Raw genomic sequence first — 15526 nt, 5'->3', positions numbered from 1 at the left:
CTCGCTCGATGATCAGCATCGACCGTACCGAGGCCGGGCAGGTGTTCATCTACTGGGAGTGTGCCGAGGGCCTGCGGTCGCGATCGATGGCAGCGTTCGAAGCCCGAGACCTCAGCAGCCCTGACCTTCGACGTAGGGCCTGCGCTCAGCAGGTGATGGGGGAGGCGCTGGTCGCCATTCTCTCGGGAGCGGGCTACGAGGCTGGCCTGGGTGCGGATCTGGATCCCAGCAGCGTGTGGGTGCGACGCAAGTCCAACTGACGGGCTGGTGGCTTGGCGCTGCTTGACCGCCGGTCAAGGCTCAAGCGTCCAGCCGGGATGGTTGGCCAATCGTTCGCTCTCGATATGAAGGCGGCCCGCAAGCGGGCCGCGTCGGCCGGCCACGCTTGGGACGATCAGACCTGAAGGCCTTGGGGGTTCCACCCCGAACGCCGGCCCTCTTCAGAGATGCCGGGGCGGATCACCTCGCCAGGCGCCCCAGGACTGCCAGCCTTCGTGAACGTGGCCAAGGTCGTTCCGGTAGGGCGCCCCACCTTGGCTCCGTCCGGGAAGGCTGGACGGGTCGACGACTACCCGACGAGGAGATCCGCCAACACCTTCGGGCGACGGCAAACGGCAGGACAGGGCATGATGCTCGGATGACATTGGCCGATATCTGGCCCGTGCGCCGGATGCGGGTGACGACGTCCGTGCTTGAGCTGGCTGTACCGGGTGAGGACGAGCTTGCCGAACTGGCGGTCCATGCGGCAGCCGGCATCTACGATCCGCAGAACCGCTTTCTGGCGCGTTCGCCCGTAGCGGGATGGGAGTCGGGACCGTCTCCCCAGGCCGAGTTGTCGTTCCTGCGGTACTGCTGGGCGTCCCTGGCGGACTGGCGGCCCAGCAGATGGAACCTGGTAATGGCTGTGAAGGTCGATGGCGCGTGCGTTGGGGTGCAGGAGATCGGCGCGCAGGACTTCGGGGTCACTCAGACCGTCTCGACCGGGTCATGGATAGCGCGGCGGTTCCAGCGGCGTGGTTACGGCAAGGAGATGCGGGTCGCCGTCCTGCACCTCGCGTTCGCCGGGCTGGGAGCGGAGCGTGCCGAGTCCGCCGCCTGGTCCACTAACGCGCCGTCGCTGGGAGTCTCGCGGTCGCTCGGCTATCAGTCGAACGGCACCACAATCCGGACCTTCAACGGTGTCCGCCAGGAGCAGATCAACCTGGTGCTCGACCGTGAGCGGTGGGAGAGCCGCCGTGACGACATCGCGATCCATGGACTCAGCGACGAGGTGCTCGAGCTGATGGATGTTAAGCGGGCCGCATCCCGGTGATGGCCGCTGCCTGCGTGGCCGCACGTCTGTTGGGCTGGACAGGACCGGCCACCGCCGTCGCGCCGGCGGGCGCCACCGGCGCGGTGGCCGGCCCGAGCGGTTCCGGCTCGATCAGGAGGAGTGGGAGAGGTTACGTCCGGGTCCGGGACTGCCGAAAGGCTGCGACAGCATCGGTACGACCTGCGGCTCCTGCCGCACCACCACGACGCGCTGCTGACTGAGGGGAGAAGCTCCCACCCATGTTGCGAATGGTCTGGTCACAGTTGCGGCACACTCGCGGCCGGAGCCTGGCGGTGTTCGCCGCCGTGCTGGTCGCGACCACCGGGTTCACCGTGCTCACCGGTGTCGCAGCCACCTCGCGGCTGGTCGCCCGCGGTTCCATCGACGGCCAGTTCCGGCCGTCGTACGACATTCTGGTCCACCCGGGGCCGGCCGACGGTCTGCTGCACCAGGACCGGCCCACCGCAGCCTACGGCGGCATCGCCCTGGACCAGTGGCGGCGGATCGAGCGCATCCCCGGGGTCGAGGTGGCCGCCCCGTTGGCGGTCCTCGGGCTCGCCGACATCCGATCCGACCTGCGGGTCGACGTGACCGACCAGGTCGACCTGACAGCCGTGCGGCAGGTCGTCGAGGTCGCCCCCCGGGTCAGCGCAGATCGTGGGCTGAGTACGCTCGCCGCCGCCCCCACCTACGTGTACGTGTCCCGCCGCCCCCTGCTGCCACTGTCCTGGATCAGGGGTGACCAGCGGATGTTCGTCTACACCGACGGCACCCGCGTCGACCAGACCGCTTCCGCCGCCGAGTGCCCGGGCACCGGAGGGGGAGGTGCCCTGGAGGTGCAGCCCGACGGCCGGCGCCTGCAGGTGTGCGCGACCGCCGTCGGCAGTTTCGAACCGGGCGCCCGACGGACCAAGGTCAGCGCGCTACAGGCGTACCAGTTGCTCCCGGACGGCACCTTCCGGTTGGCGTCCGTGATAACACTCGGCCGCGCCGCTGCCGCCATTCCCGCCACCGCCCGACTGGAGCTCCGGCTACCCGCGCTCGTACCGATGCTCGTGGCCGGGATCGACCCCGCGGCCGAGGCGCGGCTGGTCGGCCTGGACCGGGCGGTACGCCAGGGCCGCTACCTGACCGGCTCCGACACCATCGGTCCCGCGACCCGGAGCACATCGACGTCCCCGTTCGCGCCGGTCGGCCCGGCGGGCCGGGCACTTCCGGCACTCGCCGCCACGGACCTCGCGGTCGACGAGCAGATGAACCTCGCCGTGTCCCGACTCACGGGTCAGACCGCCCGGCGGGTGCCCGGCTCCACCACAGAAGCGCTGTGGCCACTGCTGCGCGACTCGACGAGGACACCCCCGCGGGCGGCCGCGTACGACCTGGGGCAGCTCTACCGTGCCCGACTCGACACGGCCCTGGCTGGCCACACCCCCCTGTCCGGCGTCCAGACCCTGCTACGGCCCGCACCGGCGACGTACACGCCACAACCCGACGGCGCGAGCCGGATACAGCCCCGGGCCGGTGAACCCGGCGCCACCGACCAGGCCGTCGACGACCTGTGGCGGGACGCCTGGTTCAGCGCCGGCGGTGTCGGCACCGGAGAGCCGATCGTCCTGAACGGGCAGAGCGAGGAGTGGTCGATCACCCCCGTGGGCAGCTTCGCACCCGAGGACCTCCCCACCGCCGGCAGCGCCGCCCAGCAGGCCCTCGACCTGTACCGGCCGGCCGCACCGGTGGGCGGCGACCCTCGTACCCGACGACTGCTCGCCGACCGTCCACTACTGCCCGGCGACGATCCGCTGGGCTATCCGCCCCGCCCGCCCCACCTGCTGACCACCCTGACCGCCACCCACGACCTGTACCAGAGCGTCCGGTCACCGGCGGCGGACGCACCGCTGAGCTCCGTCCGGGTGCGGGTGGCGGACATCGGCCGGTTCGACGAGGTGGCCCGGGAACGCGTCCGGCTCGTGGCCGACGAGATCGTCCACCAGACCGGACTGACCGTCGAGATCGTGCTCGGCGGCTCCACCGTACGTAGCCCCGTGCTGCTGCCCGCCAACCAACTCGGCCGCCCCGACCTGACGCTGGCCGAGGCCCGCACGCGCAAGGGCGTGGCCGCCGAGATCGTGACGGCCGTCGACCGCAAGAACATCATGCTGCTCGGACTGCTCCTGGTGGTCTGCGCCCTGCTGGTCGGCAACGCGGCGTCCACCGCCGTCCGCGCCCGCCGCCGCGAACTGGCCATACTGGCCTGCGTCGGCTGGCCCGGCTGGCGACTGAGTCAGCTGGTCCTCACCGAGACCACCACCCTCGGCCTCGCCGCGGGCCTGCTCGGCGCCGGCCTGTCCGGGCCGCTCGGCCACCTCGCCGGCGTCCAGGTCTCCGGCACCGTCGTCCTGCTGTGCATACCGATCGCGGTGCTGCTCACCGCGGTTGCCGGCGCGCTCCCGGCGATCCAGGCCGCCCGGACCCGATCAGCCGAGGCACTCCAGGCAACCTCCGTGCCGGCCCGACGGTCCGCCCCACGGCGGACCTTCGCCGGACTCGCCGTGGCCAATCTGGTACGGGCACCAGCCCGCACCTTCGCCGGAGCCGTCAGCCTTGCCGCCGGCGTCGGCGCGGTCACCTTGATCGCCGCCTCCCTCTGGGCGTTCCACGACGGCATGGTGGGCTCACTGCTCGGCCAGGCCGTCTCCGTGCAGGTACGCGGAGTCGACCTGGTCGCGGTCGGCGGGGTGCTGCTGTTCGGGCTGCTCAGCGTGGCCGACGTGCTCTACCTCAACGTGCGGGAACGGTCAGCCGAGTTCGCCACCCTCCGGGCCGTCGGATGGCCGGACCGCGCACTCAACCGGCTGCTCGTCTACGAAGCTCTCGGCGTCGGGATGCTCGGTTGCGTTCTCGGGACCGTGGCGGGCCTCGGATCGGTGGCCCTGCTGGTCGGCCACCTCGACGGCCGGCTGGCGGTCCTGGCGCTGGCCGTGACCGCCGCAGCGCTGCTGCTGACCGTGCTCGCCGCGCTGGTCCCGGCGATCCTCATTCGCCGGCTCCCGATCGCCGCCCTGCTCACGGAAGAATGACAACCATCGAACGAGGTGCCAACCGGTGGCCGGAACGCCCCACGGGAGGAACCAGGACGTCGGTTCGAACCCGGCCGTCCCGATCGGCTTCGGCGCGTGCCGGCGGCTACGGGCGTTGCCGGGGTCGGCGAGGCGCGTCACGGTGCCGGGTGGCGCGCCGAGGCCGGCGCACGCTTGGCCCGCTGGATCTGCGCGTAGACGTGGGTCCGCAGCTCGGTGAACCGGGGCAGCGCCCGGGTGGTGAGCTGATCGCGTTCCCGCGGGAGGTCGATCACGAGGTCTTCCTGCACCCGGGTCGGCGAGTGGGACAGGACGAGCACGCGCTGGCCCAGATACACCGACTCGTCGATGTCGTGCGTGACGAAGACAGTGGAGATACCGCGGTTCAGGTGCAGGTCGCGTACGAGGTCCTCCAGGTCCGCGCGGGTCTGCGCGTCCACCGCCGCGAACGGCTCGTCCATGATCAGCACTTCGGGCCGGTACGCGATGGCGCGCGCGATGGCCACCCGTTGCTGCATCCCGCCGGAGAGCTGCCACGGGTGGCTGCGTGCCGACTGCGGCAGTCCGACCGCGTCGAGGGCGTCGGCGACCCTCCGGTCGCGTTCGGCGCGGGAGAGCTTCTGGTGTCGAAGGGGAAGCTCCACGTTGCCCCGGACCGTGAGCCAGGGATAGAGGCTGCGGCCGTACTCCTGGAACACCACTGCCATCGCCGGGCTCGGGCCCGTCACCGGGGATCCCTCCATCTCGACGAGGCCGCTGGTGGGCCGGAGCAGTCCGGCGAGGCATTTCAGGAGGGTGGTCTTTCCGCAGCCCGACGGGCCGACGACGCACAGCAGTTCGCCGGGCAGCATGGTGAAACTGAGATCCCCGATCGCCTCGACCTCGCCCCGGCCGGAGGCGTAGACCTTCCGCAGGTGCTCGACCCGTAGCAGCGGACGTGCGTCAGGCACGGGTGACCTCCCTCATTCCGTGGTACCAGCGCAGGACGCGGCGTTCGACGACGCCGAAGGCCACGGCGAGGAGGACGCCGATAAGGCCGAGCAGGAGGATGCCGCTCCACATCTCGGCGATGAGGTAGTTCCGCTGGAAGTAGGCGATCCGGTAGCCGAGGCCCGCCGAGGACGCGAACATCTCCGAGATGACCATGAGGATCAGGGCCACCGAGAGTGCCTGCCGTACGCCGGTCATGATGCGCGGACTCGCCGCCGGGAGGATCAGCAGCCACACCCGGTCCCACCGGGAGATCCGGTACGAGTCGGCGGTCTCCAGCATCACGCTGTCGGTCGCCCGGACGCCCTCGATCGTGTTCAGCAGGATCGGCCAGATCGCGCCGGAGGAGATGACGACGACCTTCATGGTGTCGGTGATGCCGAGCAGAAGCATCGCGACCGGAATCAGCACCGGTGGCGGAATCGCGCGGAAGAACTCCAGCAGCGGTTCGAGGATCTCGCGTAGCGGGCGGAACCGGCCGATGAGGACGCCGGCGGCGACGCCGAGCACGATCGACGCGAGCAGGCCGGCCAGCAGTCGGTACACGCTCGGCAGCACGTCGTCGACGAACGCCGGGCCGATCCAGGTCTGCCGGAACGCGTCGAGGAGCGGGCGGGGGCCGACGAGGAACCGGTTGGCCGACCGGGTGGACCAGACGGCCCAGAGCCCCACGGCCAGGACGGGGAGCCCGACCGCGTACAGGATGTCCTCGGCGACCCGGACGCCGAGGCCGCGGGGGGCGGTCCGGCCGGCACCGAGGGCGGTCATCGGGTTGCCTCGTCCGCGAGCACCGACTGGTGCCAGGCCAACGAGCGGCGTTCGGCGAAGCGGAACACGACGTTCACGACCACGCCGAGGAGCCCGGTGACCACGACGAGGCCGTACAGGCCGACGGCGTCCCCGGCGGAGCGCGACAGCTCGATCATGCGTCCGAGGCCGGGGTTACCGATCACCATCTCCGCGGTGACGGCCAGGATGAGCGCGACCGCCGCGGCGAGGCGCAGGCCGGTCATCAGGTACGGCAGCGCGGTCGGAAGGACGAGGTACCGCAGCCGCTCGTAGCGGGTGAGGCCGAAGCTCCGCGCGGTGTCCCGGGCGACCGTGTCGACGTCGGCGACGCCGTAGATGACCTGCACGAACACCTGCCAGAACGCCGCGTAGACGATGATGACGAGTGCGGCGCGCATCTGCAGGCCGAACATCAGCACGGCGAGGGGGATCAGCGCGACCGACGGCACCGGCCGCAGGAACTCGACAGTCGTGTGCGTGGCGCGACGCAGGAACGGCACCAGCCCGACCACCGTCCCCAACCCGACCGCGGCGAGCGTCGCCAGCGTCAGGCCGATCGCCCAGGACGTCATGGTGAGCCGGAGCCGCCGCCAGAACGCCAGGTCGCGGAGATCGTGGAACAGCCGTCCGAACACGTCGGTGGCGTACGGCAGGTCGTGCCGGTCGACCAGCCCCAGAGCCGGGAGCAGTTGCCAGACGGCGAGGAACCCCAGCAGGCCGACGGCGCCCAGCAGGATCTTGCGCATCGGTCGGCTACTGCTGCTGGACGAGACGGTCGAAGTCGGGCTGCCGGTCGAGTACGCGGTACTTCTGGGCGAGCGTTGCCAGTTGCTCCAGGCCGGCCTGGTCGATTTCCCACCCGAACGCCGGGAGCCGGACCGAGTCCGCCACCGCATCCGGCAGTTCGAGGTTGTCCTTGATGGCCTGCCGCAGCGCGGCCTGGTTGGCCGGGTCCTTGGCCCAGGTGAGCGTCTTCTTCATCGCCGACGAGAAGTCCGCCACCAGCGTGGCGTCGGAGTCCTTCAGCTTGCTCGACGTGATCGTGGTCAGGGTGGTGAGTCCGGGAACGGTGGCCTGGTACGGCGCGACCACGAGAACGTCACCGCGCTTACGCATCTGGGTGATGAACGGCTCGGTCACCCAGGCGGCGTCGATGGTGCCGGCGGCGAGCTGGGCCGGTGCGTCCGGGAAGGCCACCTCGACGAACTTGACCTTCGTCGGATCGCCGCCGTCCTTCTCGACCGCTGCCATGATCGTGACGTCGCCGGCGGCGCCCAGGCTGTTCACCGACACCTTGCGTCCGGCGAGCTGGGCCGGCCGGGTGATGCCGGACTTCGCGGACGCCACCACGGCGTTGATGTCGTCGCCGTCGGCGTAGGACGACGCGTAGTTCCCGATGATCACCACGCCGAGGTTCTGCAGGTCGGCGCGGAACGGGCCGAACGGCTGGCCGATGGCGAAGTCGATGTCGCCATTGATCAGGGCCGGGATGGCCTGGGCGCCGCCCTGTGCGGGCACCACCTCCACGTCGAGCCCCTGCTCCCGGAAGATGCCCGCCTTGATGCCGCCCCACAGCGCGGCGGTCTCGCTGATCGGCAGCGCCGCCACGCGGACCTTCCGCAGGTCGCCGCTCGCCCCGGGGGACGGGTCGGTGGCGTCGGAATCCGTGCAGCCGGTCAGGGCGATCACGACGCCGGCGAGAGCAGCGAGGGCGGTGACCTTCTTCATGGACGGGCCCTTCCGTGCGCAGCGCTTGTGCAGCCTGACGAGTGGGGTCGACGGAGTGCCGAAGCATCCGATCGCGTCGATCAGCGTCATGCAGAAGCGATTGATTGTCAAGAATTCCCAAAGGGCGAATGGCGTATTGAGAAGACGTCTTGACGGTCGACGATTTTGTGACCAAACTGTGCGGTTGGTGGCGCGGGGCGGAGAGGGCGACGACGTGGCAATCGTGATCGTGGGCGCTGGTATCGGTGGCCTCGCCACCGCACTCAGCCTGCACCGGGTCGGCTTCCGTGAGATCACCGTCTACGAGCGCGCCGCCGCGCTGCGCCCACTCGGCGTCGGAATCAATCTCCTCCCGCACGCCGTCCGTGAGCTGACCGAATTGGGTCTCGGGGAACGCGTGGAAAGGCTGGGCGCCGCACCCGGCACGCTTGCCTACTACAACCGCCACGCTCAGCAGATCTGGAGCGAGCCACGCGGACTGGACGCCGGATATCGCTGGCCGCAGCTTTCCGTGCACCGCGGCCGGTTCCAGATGGAACTGCTCGCCGTGGTGCGGGAACGGCTGGGCGCCGACGCGGTGCGCACCGGGCACCGGCTCGTCGGCGTCCGCGACGGCGTCGCGCGCTTCGAGACGGCGGCAGGGGAGGTGAGCGTCGCCGGCGACCTGGTCGTCGGGGCGGACGGCATCCACTCCGCGCTGCGCCGGCAGCATCAGCCCGACGAGGGCGAGCCGCTCTGGAACGGGCTGACGCTGTGGCGGGGGACGGCACGGGCACCCGGATTCCTGGACGGGCGGACCATGATCATGGCCGGGGACGCGGAACAGAAGTTCGTGGCGTACCCGATCGGCGCCGGCCTGATCAACGTCGTCGCCGAGCGGCGCGGGCCCGGTTTCGCCGGGCCCGACGCGGACTGGAACCGGACGGTCGACCCCGCGCCGGTCGTCTCGCTCTTCGCGGACTGGCGTTTCGCGTGGCTCGACGTGCCGGAACTGCTGGCCGCCGCCGACGAGATCCTCGAATACCCCATGGTGGACCGCGATCCGATCGACACGTGGACCCACGGCAACACCACGCTGCTCGGCGACGCGGCCCACCCGATGTATCCGAACGGTTCCAACGGGGCGTCGCAGGCGATCCTGGACGCACGTACCCTCGCCTTCCACCTCGCCACCGCGCCGACGGTCCGGGCGGCGCTCGACGCCTACGAGGCGGACCGGCGGCCCGCGACCACCGCGCTCGTGCTGAGCAACCGGCGGCAGGGCCCGGAACAGGTGATGGTGCTCGCCCACGAGCGCGCGCCGGACGGGTTCACGCACATCCACGACGTCATCGGACCGGAGGAGCTCACCGCTATCGCCACCGGCTACAAGAAGGCGGCCGGTTTCCTACCCGCCGACCTCAACGAACGGGCCTCCCTGACGCCGACGGCCCTCCCAGGCGTCCTGCCGTGACCGGCCCGGAGCCGACCGAACTGGACGCGGCGCGACTGGCGTCGGTGATCTCACCGCTGCGCCGCACGCTGCTCGCCGCAGCCCGGGCCGCCGAGCACCTGCCGGAGATCCCGGACGCGCAGATCGAGATCGTGCGGGCCCTGCCCCGGGGCACCGTGGCCAGCCCCGGTGAGCTGGCCGAGCGGCTGCGCCTGAGCCGATCCACGGTCAGCAACCTGCTCACCGCGATGGAGGGCAACGGTCTCGTCGAGCGTCGCCCCCGTCCCGGCAACCACCGCCACGTCGACGTCCTCGCCACCGCGAAGGCCCTCGACCTGTTCGACCGCTTCGACCTCGCGAGCGGAGACCTGGTCGCCCGCGCCGCGGCGACCCTGCCGGCGGCGGACCGCGCGGCCCTCGCCGCCGCGGTGCCCGCGCTGGAACGCCTCCGCGACGCCCTCGCGCACGCCGAGGACACTCCATGAGTACGCGCCGAGCCGCCGGTCGGGACGCCGTGACCGCCCCGCCGGTTCCCGGGCTGGAGGCCGCGTTCGAGGTGGAGGTGCGGCTGGGCGCGCTGGAGGACCACGGGACGACCCGTGCCGGTCACCGTCGCGTGGTGCCTGTCGTCGGCGGCCGGGTCACCGGTCTCTTCGACGCCGACATCCTGCCCGGCGGCGCCGACTGGCAGGTGGTCCGCCCCGACGGCGCGATCGAGATCGACACGCGCTACTCGGCGCAAACCGCCGACGGCGGTCACGTCTACCTGCGTACGTTCGGCGTCCGCAGCGGCCGCGCGGAGGTCCTTGAGGCGTTGCTGCGCGGCGACGCCGTCGACCCGTCCGAGTACTACTTCCGCCTGGGCGTACGACTGGAGACGTCGGTGCCCGCGCTGGCCGTCCTGGAGCAGTCCGTCTTCGTGGCGTCGGCGATCCGCGAGGCCGACCTGGTGCGCTACACCGCCTACCGCGTCACGTAGCTGCTCTCTTCGCCGGTAGCCGAACCGTGCTTCGGCACGTGTTTGCGTCAGCACGGTGGTCATGAGTCAGGGGGCGAGGCCTCGGAGCTTGTCCGGGTTGCCCTGCATACGTACACCGGTGATCCACTCGCCGTCGAAGTCGAAGCAGATCGCCCCGGCCGGTTGCCCGTTGACCAGGCCGAGGATGCCCGGTCCGCCGTTGATCTCGGTGATCACGAGCCGTGTGTTCTGCGTCTCCGGCTTGGCGAAGACCCCGAGCAGCCAGCGGGCGACGTTGTCGGCGCCTTCCAGCGGCCGGCGGGCGGCGGTCACCTTGCCACCGCCGTCCGACCAGCAGATCACCTCGGGCGCCAAAAGTTCCATCATCGCGTTCAGGTCGCCTCCGGCACAGGCCTTACGGAACCGGTCCACTGCTTCTCGGCGTACGCCTTGGTCGACGTCGAAGCGCGGCCGGCGGGCCGCGACATGCGCTCGGGCCCGGACCGCGGTCTGCCGCACCGCGACCTCGGACCTGTCCAGAATGGATGCGATCTCGGCGTGGTTGTAGCCGAAAACGTCGTGGAGCAGGAAGACCGCGCGTTCGGTCGGGGTGAGCGTCTCCAGGACGACGAGCATCGCCATCGAGATCGATTCGGCCATCTCGGCCTCCTGACCCACGTCGGGCGCGGTGAGCACCGGCTCGGGAAGCCAGGGCCCGACGTACGTCTCGCGGCGAGCACGGGCCGAGGTGAGCTGGTTCAGCGAGAGGTTGGTGACGGTCTTGACCAGGTACGCCCGTGGGTTGGCGACCTGGTCGCCGACGTCGCGGCACCGCAGCCACGCCTCCTGCAGGATGTCCTCGGCATCGGCGACGCTCCCCGTCATCCGGTACGCGACGTCGAAGAGCAGCCGCCGATGCTGGGCGAAGGCCTGGTCATCGATCATGGAAGCAGGCTAGACGTGCGCCAGCGCCTGGGCGCGCAGCCCGTCCAGCACCGTCGGGTAGGCGGGCTGCCACCCGAGCTCGCGGCGGGCCTTCTCGCTCGAGACCCGCATGCTGACGCCGAGCATCAGATGCATGTACGACGCGGCCCTCATCGTCCACGTGGGCACGGTGAACGGCTTGGGCGTGCCGAAGGTCTCGGCGATCGCCCGGATCATCTCCCCGAAGCCCATGTGGTCGTCGACGACGTTGTACGCCTCACCTGGCCGACCCCGATCGATCGCCGCGACGACGGCGCCGGCCGCGTCCGCCAGGTGCGTCCACGGCGAGACGCGACCGTGGTCGTCGAACGTCGGCAGCCGCCGCTTCCGCAGCATGTGCACCATCGTCTCGGTGCCTCCCGGCCCGTAGAACAGACCGAATCGCAGCGAGATCGCCTCCAGCCCCGACTGCCGGGCCAGGCGCTCCTTCTCCCGCACACCCTCCAGGTGCCGGTTGACCTTCGGGTCAGTCACGGGCGTTGCGAACTCGTCGGCCTCGGTCAGCACACGGTCGCCGAAGTCGCGGTAGCCGTAGCCGATGGCGATGTTCTCGCCGATGAAGCGGCGTACGCCTGCGATCTTGGCCGCCTCTATCAAGTTCGCGGTCCCGACGACCCGCAGGTCGTCGGTGCCGAACATGCCCTTGTGCGTCATCGGCGGCTTGCGCAGCGCGGTCGCGGCGTGCACCACGACGTCGGCCTTGATCCCCTCGAACGCCCGCAGCAGGCCGTCGCGGTCGAGCAGGTCGCCGCAGATCTCGTTGCCCTTCCCACGGCCCACACCCAGCACGGTGTGCCCGGCGTCGCTCAGCGCCTGACGGATGTGCCGGCCGAAAACACCACTGGCTCCGGCGACGATCACGGTCTGGTTCCTCATCCTCGTCATGGCCATGGGACAAGGTGACCGCCCCATCCGTGACACAACCGGGCGTGACCCCGGTCACACGCTCAGCTCGTCATGTTCAGTCGAACCAGTTGAACAGCAGGTCACCGAGCCGGCTCGGCTGGTGATAGGCGACATCCCTGCGTTCGTCCTCGCTCAGGAGATGCAGGTATCGGTTGTTGAGTGGCTGATTCAGCTCTGCCGTGGTGGCAACCCGCAGCCCTGCGCGGCGGTAGAAGTCACCGCCGGGGACGTCGACGAACACGGCGTTGATCATGGCGGGTTCTTGTTGTTCCGCTCCGGCGACCAGGAAGGCTGCAGCGTTGAAGAGGATGCTCAGCGGCTTGCCGTCACGAAGTCGCACACCGATCCTGTAGTGGTTTCGGCCTACCTCCGGCTCCTCGCCTGTGGTCGTGACCACTCCGCGGACTGCTCTGGTGCTGGCGTACACCATGGCCAGCCAGGTGGCACTGGCCGCCTGATCTGGGTGCGGTCTGGTCACTCCCGCCTGTAGCCGATGGATGATTTCCATGCAGGGATCCTCCGGCATCACGGCGCAGGGGGCGAACCTCAGGAGCGGACACCAGTGCGTCACCGTGGATCGGCCTCGTCGCTGGAGTGGTCTCAGTTCTTGCCGCGCGTTGGTTCACTGACTCGTTGCTGGGGTCGCTGCTCGTGGCCGCGGTCGTCGGCCTGGTCTTCGCCGGAGCCTCGGCGGTGCTTGTGCGTCGCCGGCCCCGCCATGATGCCTAGGAGCGCTACCGGGTGAGCGCTCATGCCACGCCTCGCGCCTCACGGAGCGTAGCCAGCTAACGCCTGGGTGAAGCATCCGGACGTGCCGATGTGCGGACGCCGACCGGCTACCGGTCAGCCGAGGCGGTGGGCTCGGCGCTGGAGGTATCGCTGTTCGACCTGGTTCCGGGTGAGAGCGGCTGCTTCGCGGTACCGCGCCACCGCGCAGGCCGTGTCACCGGTCATTTCGAGCAGATGTGCGCGGATCGCGCGTTCGCGTTGCCGGGTCAGTGGGTTTTCGTCCAGGCGGTGGCTCCGGTTGAGGTCGTGGAGCAGGGCCAGCCCGCGGGCCGGCCCGTATGCGTGCGCGACTGCGACCACCCGGCTCAGGCGTACTGGTGCGGTCGGACTGAGCCGTTCCAGTCCCAGGTACAGGGCCGCGATCTGGGGCCAGTCCGTCTGGTCCGGCGCCGCGGCTGCGGCGTGCACGGCCGCGATCGCTGCCTGTAGCTGGTAGGTGCCGACCTCGCGGCGCCGCCAGACGCTGTCGACAAGGTCGGTGCCCTCGCGGATCAGCTCGGGATCCCACCGTGTCCGGTCCTGCTCGTCCAGCGGCACCAACTCGTCGCCGTCGGTACGGGCAGCGCGTCGCGACTCGGTGAGCAGCATCAGGGCGAGCAGCCCGGTCACCTCTGAGTCGTCCGGCAGGGAATCGTGGAGCATGCGGGTCAGCCGGATAGCCTCGCGGGTCAGGTCCACGCGGGTGAGTTCGTCTCCGGTGGAGGCGGTGTAGCCCTCGTTGTAGATCAGGTACAGCACCCGCATGACGGCGTTCATCCGCCACCACCCCGGTCGGGGTCCTGCGGACCGTGGTGCTGACTGCCGGTTGGTGCCGGTCACCGGGGCAGCCCGAGCGTGCGGCCGCTCCAGTTCCTATCTTCCCTCCGGCAAGGGCTCTTCCGGCCGGCACCTCCAATGTCCACAGTCGGTGAGTCGGCTCCGATCAGACCTCTGATGCGGTGTGCGGGGTGCGCCCACCCGCATTTGGCGGAGTACGCTGCCAGACATCGGACGTTCGAAGGGGGTGGCGTGCCTGTCACCGACGGGGCGATCGACAAGGTCAGATCCATGATCGTCCGAGGCGAGCTCTCTCCCGGATCGCGCCTGCCCCGGGAGGCCGACCTGGCCGACCGGCTGGGGCTGTCCCGCAAACTCGTTGCGGGAGGCGGTCGAGGCGCTGTCGCTGATCCGGGTGCTGGACGTGCGCCAGGGCGACGGGACGTACGTCACCAGCCTGGAACCGGCTCTGCTGCTGGACGCGATCGGCTTCGTCATGGACTTCCACCAGGACGACACGGTGCTGCGGATCCTCGAGGTGCGTGGTGTCCTCGAACCGGCCGCGACCGAGCCGGCCGCCGTCCGGATGACCGACGCGCAGATCGCCGAGCTGGGTGCGTCGCCGAGCGTGGCGGCCCTGGTCGCCAACGACCTGCGGTTCCACCACCACATCGCGGCCGGTTCCGGCAACGATGTGCTGTGCTCGTTGATCGACAGCCTGTCCGCGCCGACGACCCGGGCCCGGATCTGGCGCGGGCTCACCCAGGAGGGCGCGGTGCGTCGCACCCGGGAGCAGCACGAGGCGATCTGCGAGGCGATCGAGGCGCGCCGCCCGGAGGTCGCGCGCCGGGGCGACGTGCACGTCGCCGGTGTGGAGATGTGGATCCGCGACGCCCTCGGCGCGCCCGGACGCCCGTCGCCGAGCCGACCGGAGGGTGTGGAGTGAAACTGCTGCGAGTGGGGGCGGTCGGCCGGGAACGTCCGGCGGCGCTGGACGCCCACGGCCGGCTCGTCGACCTGTCCGGGGTGGTGGCCGAGATCGACGGGGCGTTCCTCGCCGACGGCGGCGTCGAGGCTGCGCGCACCGCGCTGGCGTCGGGTGAGCTGCCCGTGCTGACCGACCCCGCGCTCCGCATCGGCGCCCCGGTCGCCCGCCCCGGCAAGATCGTGTGCGTCGGGCTGAACTACGCCGACCACGCCGCCGAGACCGCTGCCGCACCGCCGGCCGAGCCGATCCTGTTCCTGAAGGCGCCGAACACCGTGGTCGGCCCGAACGACCCGGTCCTGCTCCCGCGCGGCAGCGTCAAGACCGACTGGGAGGTGGAGCTCGCCGTCGTCGTCGGCCGCACCGCACGCTATCTCGACAGCGACGCCGAGGCGTTGGCATGCGTCGCCGGGTACGCCGTCTCCAACGACCTCTCCGAGCGGGAGTTCCAGCTCGAACGCGGCGGCCAGTGGGACAAGGGCAAGTCGTGCGAGACGTTCAACCCGCTCGGGCCGTGGCTGGTCACCGCCGACGAGATCCCCGACCCGCAGGACCTCGGCCTGCGCCTGGCCGTCAACGGAAAGCGCCGCCAGGACGGCCACACCGGCCGGATGTTCTTCGGCGTCGCCGAGATCGTCCGCTACGTCAGCCGGTTCATGGTGCTCGAACCGGGCGACGTCATCAACACCGGCACGCCCGCCGGGGTGGCGCTGGGGCAGCCCGAGCCCAAGCCCTACCTGCGCGCCGGCGACGTCATGGACGTCGAGATCGACGGCCTCGGCTCACAGCGACTGACCGTGCGGGAGGCGCCGTGACCGCG

The 15526-nt window shown here is 70.6% G+C and carries 16 protein-coding genes and 1 pseudogene; 9 read left to right on the top strand and 8 right to left on the bottom strand.

Annotated features, from left to right (window positions below):
* Positions 1 to 8 precede the first annotated feature (8 nt).
* The 3 genes from O7598_RS17775 (at position 9) to O7598_RS17765 (ending at position 4389) form a co-directional block, all read left to right on the top strand.
* Positions 9 to 260 carry a hypothetical protein gene (locus O7598_RS17775; protein ID WP_269692459.1) on the top strand — a complete coding sequence of 84 codons (252 nt, stop codon included), beginning with the start codon at positions 9 to 11 and terminating at the stop codon, positions 258 to 260.
* Between the two features lie 377 nt (positions 261 to 637).
* Entirely contained in the window at positions 638 to 1312 is a 675-nt protein-coding gene (locus tag O7598_RS17770; protein WP_269692458.1) for a GNAT family N-acetyltransferase, read from the top strand.
* Positions 1313 to 1551: 239 nt separating this feature from the next.
* Positions 1552 to 4389: an FtsX-like permease family protein gene (locus O7598_RS17765; protein WP_269692457.1), complete on the top strand. Its 2838-nt coding sequence runs from the start codon at positions 1552 to 1554 to the stop codon at positions 4387 to 4389.
* 137 nt (positions 4390 to 4526) lie between these two features.
* On the opposite strand, the gene O7598_RS17760 is transcribed toward O7598_RS17765, so the two are convergent.
* Genes O7598_RS17760 through O7598_RS17745 form a run of 4 tightly spaced genes read right to left on the bottom strand, consistent with a single transcriptional unit; the run spans position 4527 to position 7896 of the window.
* Positions 4527 to 5339: an ABC transporter ATP-binding protein gene (locus O7598_RS17760; protein ID WP_269692456.1), complete on the bottom strand. Its 813-nt coding sequence runs from the start codon at positions 5337 to 5339 to the stop codon at positions 4527 to 4529.
* The gene (locus O7598_RS17755; protein ID WP_269692455.1) at positions 5332 to 6147 is read right to left on the bottom strand and encodes an ABC transporter permease; all 816 of its coding nucleotides are present in this window, start codon (positions 6145 to 6147) and stop codon (positions 5332 to 5334) included. Before O7598_RS17755 ends, O7598_RS17760 begins: the two co-directional genes overlap by 8 nt.
* The gene (locus O7598_RS17750; protein ID WP_269692454.1) at positions 6144 to 6914 is read right to left on the bottom strand and encodes an ABC transporter permease; all 771 of its coding nucleotides are present in this window, start codon (positions 6912 to 6914) and stop codon (positions 6144 to 6146) included. The genes O7598_RS17755 and O7598_RS17750 overlap by 4 nt, the downstream gene beginning before the upstream one ends.
* Before the next feature lie 7 nt (positions 6915 to 6921).
* On the bottom strand, positions 6922 to 7896 hold the full coding sequence (locus O7598_RS17745) for an ABC transporter substrate-binding protein (protein WP_269692453.1): 975 nt from the start codon (positions 7894 to 7896) through the stop codon (positions 6922 to 6924).
* Between O7598_RS17745 and O7598_RS17740 the strand changes: the two genes are divergently transcribed.
* From O7598_RS17740 to O7598_RS17730, 3 genes are read left to right on the top strand one after another with little or no spacing between them, the layout of a single operon-like run.
* The gene (locus O7598_RS17740) at positions 7883 to 9349 is read left to right on the top strand and encodes a flavin-dependent oxidoreductase (RefSeq protein ID WP_269692452.1); all 1467 of its coding nucleotides are present in this window, start codon (positions 7883 to 7885) and stop codon (positions 9347 to 9349) included. The two genes, O7598_RS17745 and O7598_RS17740, sit on opposite strands and share 14 nt — an antisense overlap.
* Complete coding sequence (locus O7598_RS17735; protein WP_269692451.1) at positions 9346 to 9813, top strand: MarR family winged helix-turn-helix transcriptional regulator; 468 nt, start codon at positions 9346 to 9348, stop codon at positions 9811 to 9813. The genes O7598_RS17740 and O7598_RS17735 overlap by 4 nt, the downstream gene beginning before the upstream one ends.
* Complete coding sequence (locus O7598_RS17730; RefSeq protein WP_269692450.1) at positions 9810 to 10307, top strand: DUF3237 family protein; 498 nt, start codon at positions 9810 to 9812, stop codon at positions 10305 to 10307. Before O7598_RS17735 ends, O7598_RS17730 begins: the two co-directional genes overlap by 4 nt.
* A 66-nt stretch (positions 10308 to 10373) precedes the next feature.
* On the opposite strand, the gene O7598_RS17725 is transcribed toward O7598_RS17730, so the two are convergent.
* The 4 genes from O7598_RS17725 to O7598_RS17710 form a co-directional block, all read right to left on the bottom strand.
* Positions 10374 to 11231: an RNA polymerase sigma-70 factor gene (locus O7598_RS17725; protein WP_269692449.1), complete on the bottom strand. Its 858-nt coding sequence runs from the start codon at positions 11229 to 11231 to the stop codon at positions 10374 to 10376.
* A 9-nt stretch (positions 11232 to 11240) separates the two neighbouring features.
* Positions 11241 to 12146 carry an NAD-dependent epimerase/dehydratase family protein gene (locus O7598_RS17720; RefSeq protein WP_269692448.1) on the bottom strand — a complete coding sequence of 302 codons (906 nt, stop codon included), beginning with the start codon at positions 12144 to 12146 and terminating at the stop codon, positions 11241 to 11243.
* Between the two features lie 85 nt (positions 12147 to 12231).
* Entirely contained in the window at positions 12232 to 12684 is a 453-nt protein-coding gene (locus O7598_RS17715; protein ID WP_269692447.1) for a hypothetical protein, read from the bottom strand.
* Positions 12685 to 13019: 335 nt separating this feature from the next.
* The gene (locus tag O7598_RS17710) at positions 13020 to 13721 is read right to left on the bottom strand and encodes an RNA polymerase sigma factor (protein ID WP_269692446.1); all 702 of its coding nucleotides are present in this window, start codon (positions 13719 to 13721) and stop codon (positions 13020 to 13022) included.
* Between the two features lie 138 nt (positions 13722 to 13859).
* On the opposite strand from O7598_RS17710, the pseudogene O7598_RS31465 reads away from it, so the two are divergent.
* From O7598_RS31465 to O7598_RS17700, 3 genes and pseudogenes are all read left to right on the top strand, one after another.
* Positions 13860 to 14051: pseudogene (locus O7598_RS31465) on the top strand (hypothetical protein); the annotation flags it as partial.
* A gap of 49 nt (positions 14052 to 14100) precedes the next feature.
* Positions 14101 to 14667, top strand: a complete 567-nt coding sequence (locus O7598_RS17705) for a FadR/GntR family transcriptional regulator (RefSeq protein WP_269692445.1) — start codon at positions 14101 to 14103, stop codon at positions 14665 to 14667.
* Positions 14664 to 15521: a fumarylacetoacetate hydrolase family protein gene (locus tag O7598_RS17700; protein WP_269692444.1), complete on the top strand. Its 858-nt coding sequence runs from the start codon at positions 14664 to 14666 to the stop codon at positions 15519 to 15521. Before O7598_RS17705 ends, O7598_RS17700 begins: the two co-directional genes overlap by 4 nt.
* Positions 15522 to 15526: the final 5 nt, after the last annotated feature.

This window comes from Micromonospora sp. WMMC241 (assembly GCF_027460165.1).
Classification (GTDB): Bacteria; Actinomycetota; Actinomycetes; order Mycobacteriales; family Micromonosporaceae; genus Micromonospora; species Micromonospora humi.
Note: the sequence above shows the minus strand (reverse complement) of the source record. Positions and strands in the feature narration are given on the sequence as shown.